This window comes from Chryseobacterium limigenitum, assembly GCF_900114875.1.
GTDB lineage: Bacteria > Bacteroidota > Bacteroidia > Flavobacteriales > Weeksellaceae > Chryseobacterium > Chryseobacterium limigenitum.
The window spans coordinates 390,716-405,360 of record NZ_FPKW01000001.1 but is presented as its reverse complement, the minus strand read 5'-3'; the positions used below and the strand labels follow the sequence as shown (position 1 = coordinate 405,360).

Annotated in this window: 15 protein-coding genes; 12 read left to right on the top strand and 3 right to left on the bottom strand. The window is 34.6% G+C overall.

Going from position 1 to position 14,645, the window contains the following annotated elements; all coding sequences use genetic code 11:
- Positions 1-68: 68 nt before the first annotated feature.
- From BT156_RS01975 to BT156_RS01965, 3 genes are all read left to right on the top strand, one after another.
- Positions 69-500 (top strand): BT0820 family HAD-type phosphatase, encoded by a 432-nt coding sequence (locus BT156_RS01975; RefSeq protein WP_072406682.1) that lies wholly within the window; start codon positions 69-71, stop codon positions 498-500.
- Positions 501-604: 104 nt separating this feature from the next.
- Positions 605-1,414 (top strand): type I methionyl aminopeptidase, encoded by an 810-nt coding sequence (gene map, locus BT156_RS01970; protein WP_066758769.1) that lies wholly within the window; start codon positions 605-607, stop codon positions 1,412-1,414.
- The gene (locus tag BT156_RS01965; RefSeq protein ID WP_072406680.1) at positions 1,414-2,181 is read left to right on the top strand and encodes a class I SAM-dependent methyltransferase; all 768 of its coding nucleotides are present in this window, start codon (positions 1,414-1,416) and stop codon (positions 2,179-2,181) included. Before map ends, BT156_RS01965 begins: the two co-directional genes overlap by 1 nt.
- A gap of 83 nt (positions 2,182-2,264) precedes the next feature.
- Here the strand turns inward: BT156_RS01965 and BT156_RS01960 are convergent, their stop codons facing one another.
- Both BT156_RS01960 and BT156_RS01955 read right to left on the bottom strand, forming a co-directional pair.
- The gene (locus BT156_RS01960; RefSeq protein WP_072406678.1) at positions 2,265-2,591 is read right to left on the bottom strand and encodes a DMT family transporter; all 327 of its coding nucleotides are present in this window, start codon (positions 2,589-2,591) and stop codon (positions 2,265-2,267) included.
- A 133-nt stretch (positions 2,592-2,724) separates the two neighbouring features.
- A complete protein-coding gene (locus BT156_RS01955) occupies positions 2,725-3,291 on the bottom strand; it encodes a Crp/Fnr family transcriptional regulator (RefSeq protein WP_072406676.1) in 567 nt (188 codons plus the stop codon).
- 348 nt (positions 3,292-3,639) lie between these two features.
- Between BT156_RS01955 and BT156_RS01950 the strand changes: the two genes are divergently transcribed.
- The 8 genes from BT156_RS01950 to BT156_RS01915 all read left to right on the top strand — a co-directional run bounded on the left by BT156_RS01950 (position 3,640) and on the right by BT156_RS01915 (position 13,227).
- A complete protein-coding gene (locus BT156_RS01950) occupies positions 3,640-4,638 on the top strand; it encodes a LacI family DNA-binding transcriptional regulator (protein ID WP_072406674.1) in 999 nt (332 codons plus the stop codon).
- A gap of 33 nt (positions 4,639-4,671) precedes the next feature.
- On the top strand, positions 4,672-5,562 hold the full coding sequence (locus BT156_RS01945; RefSeq protein WP_072406672.1) for a carbohydrate kinase family protein: 891 nt from the start codon (positions 4,672-4,674) through the stop codon (positions 5,560-5,562).
- Positions 5,563-5,601: 39 nt separating this feature from the next.
- On the top strand, positions 5,602-6,846 hold the full coding sequence (locus BT156_RS01940; protein WP_072406670.1) for a sugar MFS transporter: 1,245 nt from the start codon (positions 5,602-5,604) through the stop codon (positions 6,844-6,846).
- A 57-nt stretch (positions 6,847-6,903) separates the two neighbouring features.
- The gene (locus BT156_RS01935; protein ID WP_170857258.1) at positions 6,904-8,259 is read left to right on the top strand and encodes a carbohydrate porin; all 1,356 of its coding nucleotides are present in this window, start codon (positions 6,904-6,906) and stop codon (positions 8,257-8,259) included.
- Between the two features lie 30 nt (positions 8,260-8,289).
- On the top strand, positions 8,290-9,126 hold the full coding sequence (locus BT156_RS01930; protein WP_072406666.1) for a sugar phosphate isomerase/epimerase family protein: 837 nt from the start codon (positions 8,290-8,292) through the stop codon (positions 9,124-9,126).
- A gap of 124 nt (positions 9,127-9,250) precedes the next feature.
- Complete coding sequence (era, locus tag BT156_RS01925) at positions 9,251-10,126, top strand: GTPase Era (RefSeq protein ID WP_072406664.1); 876 nt, start codon at positions 9,251-9,253, stop codon at positions 10,124-10,126.
- A gap of 70 nt (positions 10,127-10,196) precedes the next feature.
- A complete protein-coding gene (locus BT156_RS01920) occupies positions 10,197-10,625 on the top strand; it encodes a DoxX family protein (RefSeq protein WP_072406663.1) in 429 nt (142 codons plus the stop codon).
- Positions 10,626-10,824: 199 nt separating this feature from the next.
- Positions 10,825-13,227: a S9 family peptidase gene (locus tag BT156_RS01915; protein ID WP_072406661.1), complete on the top strand. Its 2,403-nt coding sequence runs from the start codon at positions 10,825-10,827 to the stop codon at positions 13,225-13,227.
- 35 nt (positions 13,228-13,262) lie between these two features.
- Here BT156_RS01915 and BT156_RS01910 read toward each other — a convergent pair whose 3' ends face one another.
- Entirely contained in the window at positions 13,263-13,970 is a 708-nt protein-coding gene (locus tag BT156_RS01910; protein WP_072406659.1) for an HAD family hydrolase, read from the bottom strand.
- Between the two features lie 89 nt (positions 13,971-14,059).
- Here BT156_RS01910 and BT156_RS01905 point away from each other — a divergent pair, with 89 nt between their 5' ends.
- On the top strand, positions 14,060-14,638 hold the full coding sequence (locus tag BT156_RS01905) for a Crp/Fnr family transcriptional regulator (protein WP_072406657.1): 579 nt from the start codon (positions 14,060-14,062) through the stop codon (positions 14,636-14,638).
- The last annotated feature ends 7 nt before the right edge of the window (positions 14,639-14,645 follow it).

Here is a 14,645-nt window from a genome sequence, read left to right as displayed (position 1 = left end):
TAAGAGTGCCAAGTGTTTTTGGCACTCTTTATTATTTCTTATCTTTGCAACTCTAAATCATAAGGTAAATGATGAATAATAAAAAAATTGCTGTGGATTTTGACGGAACAATCGTTGATGATGCATATCCGGCAATTGGAAAAGCGAAGATTTTTGCTTTCGAAACACTTAAAAAATTACAGGGTCAGGGATTCAGATTAATCCTTTGGACATACAGACACGGAAAAACGTTGGATGAAGCTGTAGAATTCTGCAGAAGCAACGGAATTGAATTCTATGCCGTAAATTCAAGTTTTGAAGGTGAGGTTTTTGATTCTGAAACGCAATCAAGAAAACTGGATGCAGATTGGTTTATTGATGACAGAAATCTAGGAGGATTCCCAGGTTGGGGTGAAATCTACAATATCATTAATGAAAGAATAGAATTCCGTGTAGAAGGAAAAGAAGTTTTAGCGTATTCTAAACTTAAAAAAGAAAAGAAAAAAGGTTTATTCTGGTAGAATAAATAATGTAACAATTTATCAATATAACAATCTACCAATCAGGATAAACAAATATTGTTACACTGATACATTGTTATATTGTTACATTTATAAATTAAACAATGATTCAATTAAAAACAATAGACGAGCTTCGTCTTATGAAAGAAAGTGCTCAGTTGGTTTCCAGAACATTAGGAATGTTGGCGAAAGAGATCAAACCTGGGATCACCACTTTATATTTAGATAAATTAGCGCATGATTTTATTAAGGATCATGGCGCTGAACCTGCATTTTTAGGATATGGAGGTTTCCCGAACTCTTTATGTATTTCTCCAAACGATCAGGTGGTACACGGTTTTCCAAACAATGATATTGTGAAGGAAGGCGACGTACTTTCTGTAGATTGTGGAGCTGTTTTAAATGGTTTCGTTGGAGACCATGCCTATACTTTCGAGATCGGAGAAGTAAAACCTGAAGTTAAAAAACTTTTGAAAGTTGCTAAAGAATCTTTGTATAAAGGGATTGCGCAATGTGTAAGAGGAAAAAGAATCGGTGATATTTCTCACGCCATTCAGGCTCATTGTGAAAAAGAAGGGTATGGAGTGGTAAAAGAGCTTGTAGGTCACGGTTTAGGCAGAAAAATGCACGAAGATCCTCAGGTTCCCAACTACGGAAAACAGGGAAGCGGAAAAGTAATCAAAGACGGTTTGGCAATCGCTATCGAGCCGATGATCAACCTTGGAACGGAAAAAGTGAAATTCCATAATGATGGCTGGACGGTTACTACTTTAGATAATTTACCTTCAGCGCATTTCGAGCATGATGTAGCGGTAATCAACGGGAAACCGGTATTACTTTCTACATTTAAATATGTTTACGAAGCTTTAGGAATCGTAAGTAATGAAGAGGAGCCTTTCCAAATGGATTTTTAATGAAAAAAGTAACGAAACTTTTATTAAATAAAATTCCGCGTCCGATGCTTATTAAAATGAGTATCTGGGCAAGACCTCTTATTTATCAGTTTTTTAAAGGAGAAAATTTCTTTGATCCTATCGACGGAAGATCTTACCGAAAGTTTCTTCCTTATGGGTACGGAAATCAGAGAGAAAATGCTTTGTCTCCGGGAACTTTAAGTTTGGAAAGACACCGCCAGATGTGGCTGTATCTTCAAAATGAAACTGATTTTTTCATTAAAAATGCAAAAGTTCTACACATTGCTCCCGAGCAGGAATTTTTAAGGAAATTCAAGAGAATGAGGAATCTGGACTACATTTCGGCCGATTTATTTTCCCCGATTGTAGATGTAAAAGCTGATATTCTGGATCTTCCTTTTCCTGACGAAAGTTTTGATGTTGTTTTTTGTAATCATGTTTTAGAACATATCGAAGATGATTCAAAGGCGATCAGTGAACTATATAGAGTGATGAAGCCTGGCGGATGGGGCATTTTTCAGGTTCCGATGAGAAACTCACTGGAGAAAACCTATGAAGATTTCACCATTAAAGATCCAAAAGAACGTCAAAAGCATTTCGGGCAATACGACCACGTCCGTTGGTACGGAATGGATTATTTTGACCGTTTGAGAAAAGCAGGCTTTGAAACAGAACCTAATTTCTATTCTCAACAATTCACAGAAGAAGAAATCAAAAAATACGGGCTGAGACAAAATGAAATCTTACCCGTTGTTTACAAGAAATAAAAAAACGTCTCTATTTTAGGGACGTTTTTGTTTTTTATAATCACAAAATTCGTGTAAATAATTAGTATTATTTGTGTTTAAAATTAATGAGAAACGGCTTTCAGCCCAATCACAGAACCAACCAAGGTTACAATAAAGAATAATCTCCAAAAACTTATAGGATCTTTAAAAAAGAAAATCCCCATTAATACCGTTCCTACTGCACCGATTCCCGTCCAAACGGCATAGGCCGTTCCAATCGGTAAGGTTTGTGTTGCTTTAATCAATAAAAGCATACTTACGGTTAACGAAACCAAAAATCCTGCAAACCAAAAATACATGGTAGTTCCCGTTGTTTCTTTTACTTTTCCCAGACAAGATGCAAAAGCAACTTCAAATAATCCTGCGATGATTAAGATGATCCAATTCATTTTTTAAAATTTTTCTGCTGCAAAGTTCTGTATTTACGAGCATTTAAAATTTTACAAATGTTAAAAAATGAAGATAAAGCTAAAGAATAAACCCGCTCGCACTAAAACCCTCAAACTCTATGGCTCTCAAACCCTACCACTTAATCTCTCCCCGAATCCTACTCAGACTCACCTGCGTAATTCCCAAATACGAAGCAATATGCCCTAACTGAACCCTTTTCAAAAGATCAGATTTATCGCGCATTAAATCTTTATATCGCTCCAAAGCTGTTTTAAACTGTCTTGAAATTATCAGTTCCTCAGTCTTTATTAATTCTCGTTCTGCGAATTTTCTTCCCCAATTGGCAATATGAATATCTTTACTGAATAATTTTCTTAAACTTTCTGTTTCAAGTTTATATAATTCGCAATCTTCCAGTAATTCGATGTTCTCATAACCGGGCTTATCTTCAACATAACTCCTCATAGAAATCACAGTCTGACCTTCACTTCCAAACCAGAAAGTAATATCATTTTCGGCTGTAGAAGCATAGGCACGAACAATTCCTTTCTTTATAAAATAGATATAAGGAACTATTTTTTCGGCTTCCATTAAGCAGAAGTTTTTGGGATGTGAAAGCTCAGTTATATATTTCTTTAAATTTAGCTTAGAGCTTTCCGGCAGAGGGTAGATATTGTCAAGGATTTGGTCTATATTCATAAAAAAGCATTGTAATATTTCAAAAATATTGGTTTTAAAAGGTTAAATAAAAGGATATTTTGCCATATTTTAAATTATTTTCAAAATATATTAAAATTTAATAAGATAAACGTTTAACCAAAAATACAACTAAATTAACATCTGAAGATTTCATTTTTGGTTAACATTAAATTAACATCAATAATCATTTTGTTTAAATTATTGATAATTAATAGTTTATGTTTTATTTGATTCTGAAATTTAAAAAGGCGCGAAAATACAATAATTTTCGAGATGACCAAAAAAATATGGCTATTGTTTTGTTTATATTTTATAAGATACTTTTGCACCGTAAACTTATAAAACAGTATGAAGAGAGCTTCCATTAAAGACATAGCGAGAATTGCAGGAGTTTCTGTTGCAACCGTTTCCTATGTCTTGAATAAAAAAGAAGGAAGCAGAATAAGTGAAGCTACAAAAGTGAAAATTCTTGAAGTGGCTGAAACGATTAATTATACTCCAAACAAGATTGCGAAAAGTCTTAAGATGAGTAAAAGTAAGCTGATAGGGCTTATTTTGGCAGATATTTCGAATGATTTTTATTCAAGTATTGCCAGAAATATAGAAGATGAAGCCATGAAATTTGGTTATACACTGCTTATCGGAAGTTCTGATGAAAATCCTGAGAAATTCAGAAAACTGACAGAACTTTTCTCTGAGCAGCAGGTTGACGGGATGATTCTGGCACCGGTTGTGGATTCTGATGAGGCGGTTTTAAAACTGTTAAAAGAAGAATACCCTATCGTAACTATTGACCGTTATCTTAAAAATATAAATATCCCCGGAATTCTGATCAATAATTCTGAGATTTCGGAAAGCATTTGCGAGTTTTTAGTTGAGAAAAATTTCGAAGAAATCATCTATATCGGATATGATACCAGGCTTCCTCATTTGTTGGACAGACAGGAAGGATTTGACAAGCGCATTTCTACAGCTGATATTCAGTATAAAAAGGTGTTGATCGGTATCGATAATATCACGGAAGAAATTTATAAAGGACTTGATGAAACTTTAGACCTTTCAAAGAAAACAGCTTTATATTTTTCAAGTAACAAGCTTGGAATTGCAGGATTGAGCTATTTAAATCAAAAAAATATTGAAGTTCCGCAAGATGTATCAGTGATTGCTTTTGATCAAACAGAAGCGTACAGCCTTTTTCCAACAGAAATTAGTTTTGTACAGCAGCCTTTGATGGAAATGGCCAGAGAAGCTGTTAAAGTTCTTGATGCTCAGATTGATAATTATGCAGTCAATGGTAGAAAAATAATCTTTCCTGCAAAATTAATTAATAAAAAGTCGGTAAAATAAAAAAATTTAATAAACAAGTTAAACGTTTAACCTATGATAAAAGAGAATCCTTATGTAGTTTGTTTTGGTGAAGTTCTTTGGGACATATTCCCGGAAGGTACCAGAGCGGGTGGAGCACCTTTCAATGCTGCTTACAATGTGCACAAAATGGGAACTGATGTTAAAATGCTAAGTAGAATCGGTAATGATGAACTGGGTAAAAAATTAACAGACCAGATAAAGGGCTGGGGACTTACTACAGAGTATATCCAAGTAGATAACGAACATCCTACAAGTACTGTAATTGCTAAAATTGATGAACATAATGAAGCAACTTACGATATTGTAAATCATGTAGCTTGGGATTATATTGATTTTTTGCCTGAACATAAAGAATTGATCTCCAATGCTGAAGCTTTTGTTTTCGGAAGTCTTTCTGCAAGAAATCCAAAGTCCAAAGAAACACTTCTAAAGTTATTGGAATTTGCTAAACTTAAAATTTTCGATGTTAATTTCAGACCGCCATTCATCGATACTGATTTGATTAAAGAGCTTTTACACAAAGCTGATATCGTAAAAATGAACAAGGCAGAAATGAGACAAATCATGGAATTCTTAAGCGAAGAATATATCAGCGAAGATGAAACCGTAACATTCATTCAAAATCACTTTAATATCAAAGAGATTGTACTTACGAAAGGAAGCAAAGGTGCCAGATATTTCGTTGGAGACAGGAATTATGGATTTGGTGCTGTTCCTATTAAAATTGCAGATACAGTAGGAAGTGGTGATGCTTTTCTTGCAGGCTTTATTTCTAAAAGGGTTCAAGGGAAAAGTCCGGAAGAAATTATGGAGGAAGCCATTTCTTTAGGGGCATTTATTACTTCAAAATCAGGTGCCTGCCCGGATTATGAGTATGAAGAATTTCAAAAATTTAAAAACTAGAACTTATCAATAAACTTTTAACACTTTAAAAAGACACTTATGAATTCAGCTAAATTTACTGAAAAGAAGTACCTTATTGTATTTTCTTTCGTGATCTCCCTGTTCTTTTTCTGGGCTATTGCCCTGACGATGGGAGATGTACTGAACAAACACTTTCAAAATGTGCTAAGTATTTCAAAATCAAAATCCGGATTGGTACAGCTTTCAATCTTTGGAGCCTACGCTTTAATGGGAATTCCTGCAGGGCTTTTCATGAAAAAATTTGGGTATAAACTAGGCGTTATTTTGGGATTATCGTTGTTTGCAGGCGGATGTTTTCTTTTTATTCCTGCAGCAAACAATATGTCTTTTGATTTCTTTAGAGTAGCATTATTTATCCTTGCGATGGGTATGGCAACTTTAGAAACTGTAGCTCACCCTTTTGTTGCAGCACTAGGTGATGAGAGAACCAGTGATCAGAGAGTGAATTTCGCTCAGTCATTCAATGGATTGGGAGCGATTATCGGACCTTTATTGGGTGGATTCTTCATCTTTGGAGCTGGTCAGGAAGATAATTCTCTGGATTCTGTGAAAAGTCTTTATGCCTGGATCGGGATCGTGATTTTAGCAATTACCATTATTTTCTTTTTCATTAAAGTTCCAAGCTTAAAAGATCCTCACGCTGAAGAAATTGAGATGCTGGAACATGCAACTGGCGAAGATCACCACCACGACAGCGATCCAAATGCACCACTTTGGAAACAAAGACACTTTATTTTTGCTGTAGTTGCTCAGTTTTTCAATATTGCGGCACAGGGTGGAACATGGGCATTCTTCATTAATTACGGAGTTGAAAAAATGCACCTTCAGGAAACTCAGGCTTCATATTATTTCTCTTTAAGTATGGCGATGATGATGATCGGACGTTTTGTTGGAACATTTTTAATGAAATATATTGCGCCTAATAAGCTTTTAGCCATCTTTACAGCTTGTAATATTGTGCTTTGTCTTATCATTTCTCAAAGTTTCGGATGGGTATCGTTCATTAGTTTAATTATGTTGAATTTATTCTTAAGCGTAATGTATCCAACGATTTTCAGTCTTGGTCTTAAAAGATTGGGTAATAAAGTTCAGCAGGCATCATCTTTCTTGGTAATGGCGATGTTCGGAGGAGCTGTTTTCCCGCCAATTATGGGTAAAATTGCTGAAACAGATGTTGCTCACGCTTACTTATTGCCAATTATCTGTTATGTGATTATTATTGTGTTTGCTTTAAAATTCTACAAACCAAAAACTCTGAAGTAGGATATGAACACCAATGTTTTTAAATATAGTTTTTGGCTTTTACTAATTGCCTGTCAAATGTCAAATGCACAGATCATTATTACCAATAAAAAGTTCTCTTTTGGAACAACCGGCAGGATCGGAGCAGCTTATTCACCAAATGCAGATGGACGTACAGGTAGGCAATTAAACCTTAATAATCAAGGTTCTTTGGGAGGAAGAATGGATCAGGGAGATTATGTAGATTTCCTGCCGGCTTTTCATTTCACTCCTGTTGCAGGTGGTGACAGTACAAAAAGTACTAAAATTGATATGCAGGCAAGATTAAGTTTCTATTCTGGCGGAACATTTTTAGGAAACGTAGATTCCAAGTCTAATCAGGGAATGATCGTAGCCTTGCCGGAAGCTTTTGTTGAAGCAAGAAATATCATGGGAAGCGATTGGGATGTTTGGGCAGGATCTCGTTGGTTAAGATATGACGATGTACATATTGCTGATTATTTTTATTTTGATGACCATTCGGCGACAGGTTGGGGAGTAAGACATAAAAATACAAGATTTTCCATGTTTTTCCCTGCAGCAATTGATACGGCAGCGAGTAATTCAACACCTTATTCTTATACGAATGTGATCAGCGGTACAAAAAATTTGATCTACAGACAAAGAGAAGTATTTGTTTTGGAGCAGACGGTTCCGTTTAAAAATGGTGATCATAAACTTAAACTTCTTGCCGAATTTCATAATTTAGATAAATCCGGGAAAAATTCTAAAGAAAATTATCCATCAGATAAAGGGTGGGTTTTGGGAGCAAAATTAAATATCAATTTAAAAACAAAACTTCCGGGATCTTTTAACCAAATTTCCCTGAGATATGGTGGCGGAATCGCCAACGGTGGAGATAGCGGAAATACCCAGACATGGCGAACTTACGGAGCTCCGGATGAAGTTACAAAGACTTATAAAGGCGCGTACTCTTTAACTGCAGTTGAACATATTTTGCTAAATCTTTCTGATAGATGGTCTGTAAATGCTTATGCAGTTTATACTCAAAGTAAGGGTGGAGCAAACAGTGATAACAAAGCTATAGATTACTACAACCGTGAAATTTTTAATAAAAAATCTGAATTTAATACAGGGTTAAGAGCAACGTATTATTTCAATAATTGGTTCCATATTGTTTCCGAATTACACTTTGCAACAAGAAAGGATGGAACTCAGGATCCTGCATCAATGACAAAATTGGTTTTAGCTCCAACATTGGTTCCTACTGCTGAAAGAAGCGTTTGGGCAAGGCCACACATCAGATTGATCGCGGAATTATCAAGATACAACGATCAGGCGATGAATAGTCTTTATTCACCATTCTTACAACAATCGGGAGCAAAAAGATTCGGAACTTACTTTGGCGTAAGAACAGAGTGGTGGGTATTTTAAATGAATAATTAAAAATTAATAATTATTATAATGAATGTAAAATTTGGAGCTTCACTTCTTTCATGGATCACCCCAAACTGGAATCCTGAAGCCGGAAAATATGCAATAGAAAAAACGGCAAAAGCAGGTTTTGATTTAATTGAAATTTTGCTTCCTCCGTCAATGGAATTCAATCCCAAAGAAGTAAAGCAACATCTTAAAAACAATAATCTTGATGTTGTTTGCTCATTAAATCTTCCAAAAGAAGCTCATATTGCTTTCTATCCTGAGGCTGCAGAAAAGTTGATGAAACAGGCTGTAGATAAAACATCAGAATTAGAAACTGATTTTTTAGGAGGTGTTCTTCATGGTGGAATCGGAGCATTTTCCGGGAATCCATTAACTGATAATGAAGCTGAAATTATTGTTGAAGTCTGGAGTAACGTTGCAGATTATGCCAAAGAAAAAGGTGTAAATATTGCAATCGAACCAATCAACCGTTATGAGACATACGTTTGTAATACAGCAAAAAATGTTTTGGATCTGATTTCGAAAACAGGAAAAGACAATTTATTCCTCCATTTGGATACTTTCCACATGAATATTGAGGAGAATAATTTTTATGACCCGATCATTCTTGCAGGAAAAAAGCTAAAACACGTTCATATGACTGAATCCCACCGTGGAATGCTTGGTGAAGGCACAGTGAATTGGAACGAATTGTTTAAAGCTTTAAAAGAGATCAATTTTGAAGGAAATTTGGTTCTTGAAAATTTTTCATCCTCGATTCCCGGAATGCAGCAGATGGTTTCTTTATGGCAGAAATCTCCGCATGATGCCGAAGATTTGGCTCGCGGCAGTTTAGAATTTATGAAAAATCATATTTAGTTCAATTAATTTCCAAAGAAAGTCTTTCCTTGATCGGAAAGGCTTTTTTATTTTAAATCTTTTAACATTAGCCTTACAGACCAGTTTTGTTTTTAGTAACTTTGCGTTTTGTAATATTATTTTTATGCACAAAGCAGGATTTGTAAATATAGTTGGGAAACCAAATGCCGGAAAATCTACCCTATTAAATCAATTAATGGGCGAGAAACTGGCAATTGTAACTCAAAAAGCACAGACAACACGTCACAGAATTTTTGGAATTTATAATGAAGAAGACCTACAGATCGTATTTTCAGATACGCCTGGAGTTTTAGATCCTAAATATGGCCTTCAGGAGAAAATGATGGATTTTGTAAAGGATTCTTTACAGGATGCTGATGTTTTTCTATTTATTGTAGATTTAACGGATAGATCTGAACCATCAGAATTTTTGATTGAAAAATTAAATAAAATTCCTGTTCCTGTTTTACTTTTACTGAATAAAGTAGACCAGACCGATCAGGCTGGTTTGGAAAAACTGGTAGAGGAGTGGCATGAAAGAATTCCTAAAGCTGAAATTCTTCCTATTTCTGCATTAAATGCATTCAATACGGATATTATTCTTCCTAAGTTGAAGTCGATGCTTCCTGAAAGCCCGGCTTATTACGATAAAGATCAATATACAGATAAACCTGAAAGATTTTTCGTGAATGAGGCTATTCGTGAGAAAATTCTTTTAAATTATGACAAAGAAATTCCATACTCTGTGGAAGTTGTTACGGAGCAGTTCAAGGAAAAAGAAGGGATAATTTTCATTGATTCAATTATTTATGTTGAAAGAGATACCCAAAAAGGGATTATTATCGGACATAAAGGAGAAGCAATTAAAAAAGTAGGAACAGAAGCAAGATTGGACTTAGAAAAGTTTTTCTCAAAAAAAATACACTTGAATTTATTCGTAAAAGTGAAAAAAGATTGGAGAAAAAATGATAGAGATTTAAAAAATTTCGGATATAGATAAACTAAAAAGTCAATATTCATCGTTGTATTAAGGAGGTTTTTTATTAACTTTATCTTTAAATTTTCAATGAATGAACTATTTGAGCTCAAAGTCTAACCCGATTTATGTAGATATTATCCTGTTAATCGTAAGAGTATTTATAGGATTTGCGATGCTTTCTCACGGTTTTCCGAAACTTCAGATGTTACTTGAAGGTGGAGATATAAAATTCTTTGATTTTCTGGGACTTGGTTCTAAAATATCGTTAGTATTGACTGTTGCAGCAGAATTTGCATGTTCAATTCTTCTTATATTGGGACTTTTTACAAGGATTTCATTGGGATTTTTGATCTTTACAATGATCATTGCAGGTTTTGTGGTTCATGGGTCAGATCCATTTGGAAAGAAAGAATTAAGTTTAATTTATTTATCCGTATATCTTCTTTTGATGGCTTACGGAGCAGGGAAATTCTCTGTAGATTATATGATCGAAAAGAGAAAAAGAGCTTCAGATTGGTAATTAAAAATTAAAATAAATAAAAGAGCATTAAAAAAATTAATGCTCTTTTTTTATTGTGGATCAAGGATTAGAAGAATTGAGGTAATGAAATTCATCTCTATTTTAGAATTTCCCTTATTATGAGATGTTTTTAAAATTATTACTTGTTTCTTGATGTTTAAAAAATTGATTAATTTCGTGAAAAATGAAATAATATATTATGAAGATAAAGTTAACGATTTGTTTACTTGCGTTTCTTAATTTCTACGAAGCTCAGGAAAGTATTACTTACCAGAAACCGTCTGCAGAAATTCTTAAATTGGCAGATTATGAAAGACCTCCAAGTGTTTTAATGAACAGCAAAAAAGATTGGATTGTTTTCACTTACCGCCCGACCTATAAAACTTTGGAAGATCTTAGCCAACAGGAAATGAAGCTGGGAGGATTGAGAATTAATCCTGTAACCAATATTTCAAGTACAGCAACGTATTCAAACAATTTGAAGGTTAGAAAACTGAATGATAAGAATGAAGTTCAGGTTAAAAATTTACCTGCAAATCCTAAAATTACTTATACATCTTTCTCACCGGACGAAAAAAAGCTGGCTTTTACCAACACGACAAGCAAAGGGGTTGAACTTTGGATCGTTGATCTGGAAACTGCTACCGCAAAGAAAATAACCGGAGATAATCTGAATGCCAATTTAGGAAGTCCTTATGTTTGGTATAAAGATTCTCAAAACATTTTAATCAAAACGCTTCCTCAAAACAGAGGAACATTAATAGATTCAAGTAAAGATCTTCCAACGGGACCGATTGTTTCTACAGCAGACGGAAAAGTTTCTCAAAACAGGACGTATCAGGATTTGCTTAAGAATCCTCAGGATGAAAAAAACTTTGAAATCCTTACAGCTTCTGATATTTATAATGTTGACTTAAATGGAAACCTGAAGAAAGTAAAAGATCAGGATCTGTATTCCGGATTAAGTTTTTCACCGGACGGAAATTATATGATGGCCACTACGATCAAAAAACCATTTTCATATATCGTTCCATTAAACAGATTTCCAATGACCACTACGGTTTATGATACGAATGGAAATGTTATAAAAGTGGTGAATGAAGTTCCGCTTAACGAAATAATGCCCAAAGGATTTTCTTCTGTACGTACAGGGAAAAGAGACATGAGCTGGAGAAGCGATATGCCAGCAACATTGGCTTACGCTGAAGCTTTAGATGGCGGAGATCAGTCTAAAACCGTTGATTACAGAGATGAGATATTTACTTGGGAAGCACCATTTAATGCAGCTCCAAAATCTTTCTTTAAAACAAAACAAAGATATGAGGGAACAAGCTGGACTAATGATCATTTTGCGATTGTTTATGAAGGTTGGTATGACACAAGAAACACAAAATCTTATCTGGTTGATTTAAATAATAATGAATCTAAAGTCATTGATGATAGAAATTATCAGGATGTTTACAGCGATCCCGGAAATTTTAACACAACTAAAAACCAATTCGGTAGAACGGTTGTTGATATGAAAGGTGGAAAATCTTATCTTATCGGAGATGGGTTTACAAAAGACGGTCAACATCCATTTATCGATGAAATGGATATGAAAACGCTGAAAAAGAAAAGACTTTACACTTCAAATATCAAAAATGCTAAAGAGGAAATTATCGATATCCTGAATCCGTCAAAAGGAGAAGTGTTGACAATTCAGCAGTCTGCAAGTCAGTATCCTAATTATTTTAAGAAAAATATTAAGTCTAATAAAACTGAAACGGTAACCAATTTTGCCAATCCATTTGAAAGCATTAAAGATGTTTATAAAGAAGTAATCACTTACAAAAGAAACGATGGAGTTACTTTAACGGGAACGCTTTATCTTCCTGCAAATTATGACAGAAAGGCTAAGAAAGAAAAACTGCCTTTGTTGATCTGGGCGTATCCTACAGAATATAAAGATAAAAATACAGCCGGACAAAATACCCAAAATCCAAATGACTTTACTTTTCCATACTACGGTTCTTTCGTATATTGGACGACCAAAGGATATGCAGTGTTGGATGATGCCGCTTTCCCGATCATTGGAGAAGGAAAAACGGAACCGAACGATACATTTATCACTCAATTAGTTGCCAACGGTAAAGCTGCAATTGACGCTGTAGATCAGTTAGGATACATCGACAGAAATAAAGTTGCAGTTGGAGGTCACTCTTACGGTGCGTTCATGACTGCCAACCTTTTGACCCATTCTAAAGATTACGCTTGTGGAATTGCAAGAAGTGGAGCATACAACAGAACATTGACACCTTTTGGTTTCCAGAGCGAACAGAGAAATTATTGGGACGTTCCGGAGATCTACAACGCAATGTCACCATTTATGAATGCAGATAAAATGAAAACTCCATTGCTTCTTATTCATGGTGATGCAGACAATAATCCGGGAACATTTACTTTACAGACGGAAAGATATTTCCAGGCATTGAAAAACCTTGGAGCTCCTGTAAAAATGGTTCTTTTACCAAAAGAAGCTCATGGTTATCAGGCTAAAGAGAATATTCTTCATCTACTTTGGGAACAGGATCAGTTCCTTGAGAAATGTTTGAAGAAATAAATTTTAAAACCCGTTCATTTGAGCGGGTTTTTCATTTAAAAAATATTTTTAGTGTCTAAATAAGAAATTACTTCCTTCATATTTTTCAATTCTATAAAACGATCATGTTCCAAATGATGTTCATGCTGTTCGTGGCTCCAGGTAATATGGTAGGGAATATGAGCCGCAAATCCACCAATTTCCAAAACAGGTAAAATATCTGATTTTATGGAATTTCCGAGCATCAAAAAATTTTGCGGCTGACAGTCGAGATGTTTTAGCAATTTTCTATAATCGGACTCTTTTTTATCACTTATGATTTCAATATGGTGAAAATAATCCTGTAATCCGGATTTTTTAAGTTTACGTTCCTGATCCAGCAAATCTCCTTTGGTGGCTATTACCAGCCTGTAGCTTCCTTTTAATTGATCTAATGTTTCGGTAACGCCATCCAATAACTCAATAGGTTTTTGAAGAAGTTCTTTTCCGATTTCAAGGGTTTTATTGATAAGCTCGAGAGAAGCCGTATTTTCGGAAACTCTGCTGATCGTTTCAATCATACAAAGCATAAAACCTTTTACACCATAGCCGTACAGATGAAGATTCTGCATTTCTGTTTTAAATAATTCGTGAGATACAGAATGTTGTGGAAGATAGTTTTCAAGAAGAACACAAAATTCTTTTTCTGCTTGCTGAAAATAAGGTTCGTTGATCCATAAAGTATCGTCTGCATCAAAAGCAATTGTCGTTATAGCATTATTCATATTCTGTTTACTTTAGTTTTTGTAATTTTCTGCCGACAAAATTCATTATAAAAAACAAAAAAGAAAAGGACATTTGTCCCAACCGAAATATGCTACGTACAAATCCTCAATTTTTAGATTATCTGGAAGGGCTTTACAACAAGCCGGAAAACAAAAAAAATATTGTTCTGAAATCTTTTGAAAAAGGCGAAAGAATATTGACTCAAAACGAAGTTTCCTCTAAAATAATGCTCATTAAAAACGGAATTACAAAATGTTATTTCGTTGAAGAAAATGACAAAGAATATATTGTAGAGTTTTTGGGAAAAGGCGAGATTATAGGTGAAATTGAAGTGATTAAAAATGTTTCCTGCCTTTGCAGTATCGAAGCTATGACAGAAGTTAGCGTTTATTCGATGACGATACCGTATTTTCAATCATTAATTAAAAGTGATCTGACTTTGAATAATTTATTGCTTGATGTTTTTGCAGAGCGTATCGTGAATACTTCAAGCCGGGCATCTTACCAGCAGCTTCATACCACAGAACATACATTGTCTCAACTTCTTGAGCTGAAATCAAAAGAAATGGAGATCTCAAAAGAAGATATGGCATCCTATTTAGGAATTACGGTAAGAAGCCTTAACAGAGCTTTAAAGGAAATAAAAGAAAATAATACAGAAGGATAATTCCTCA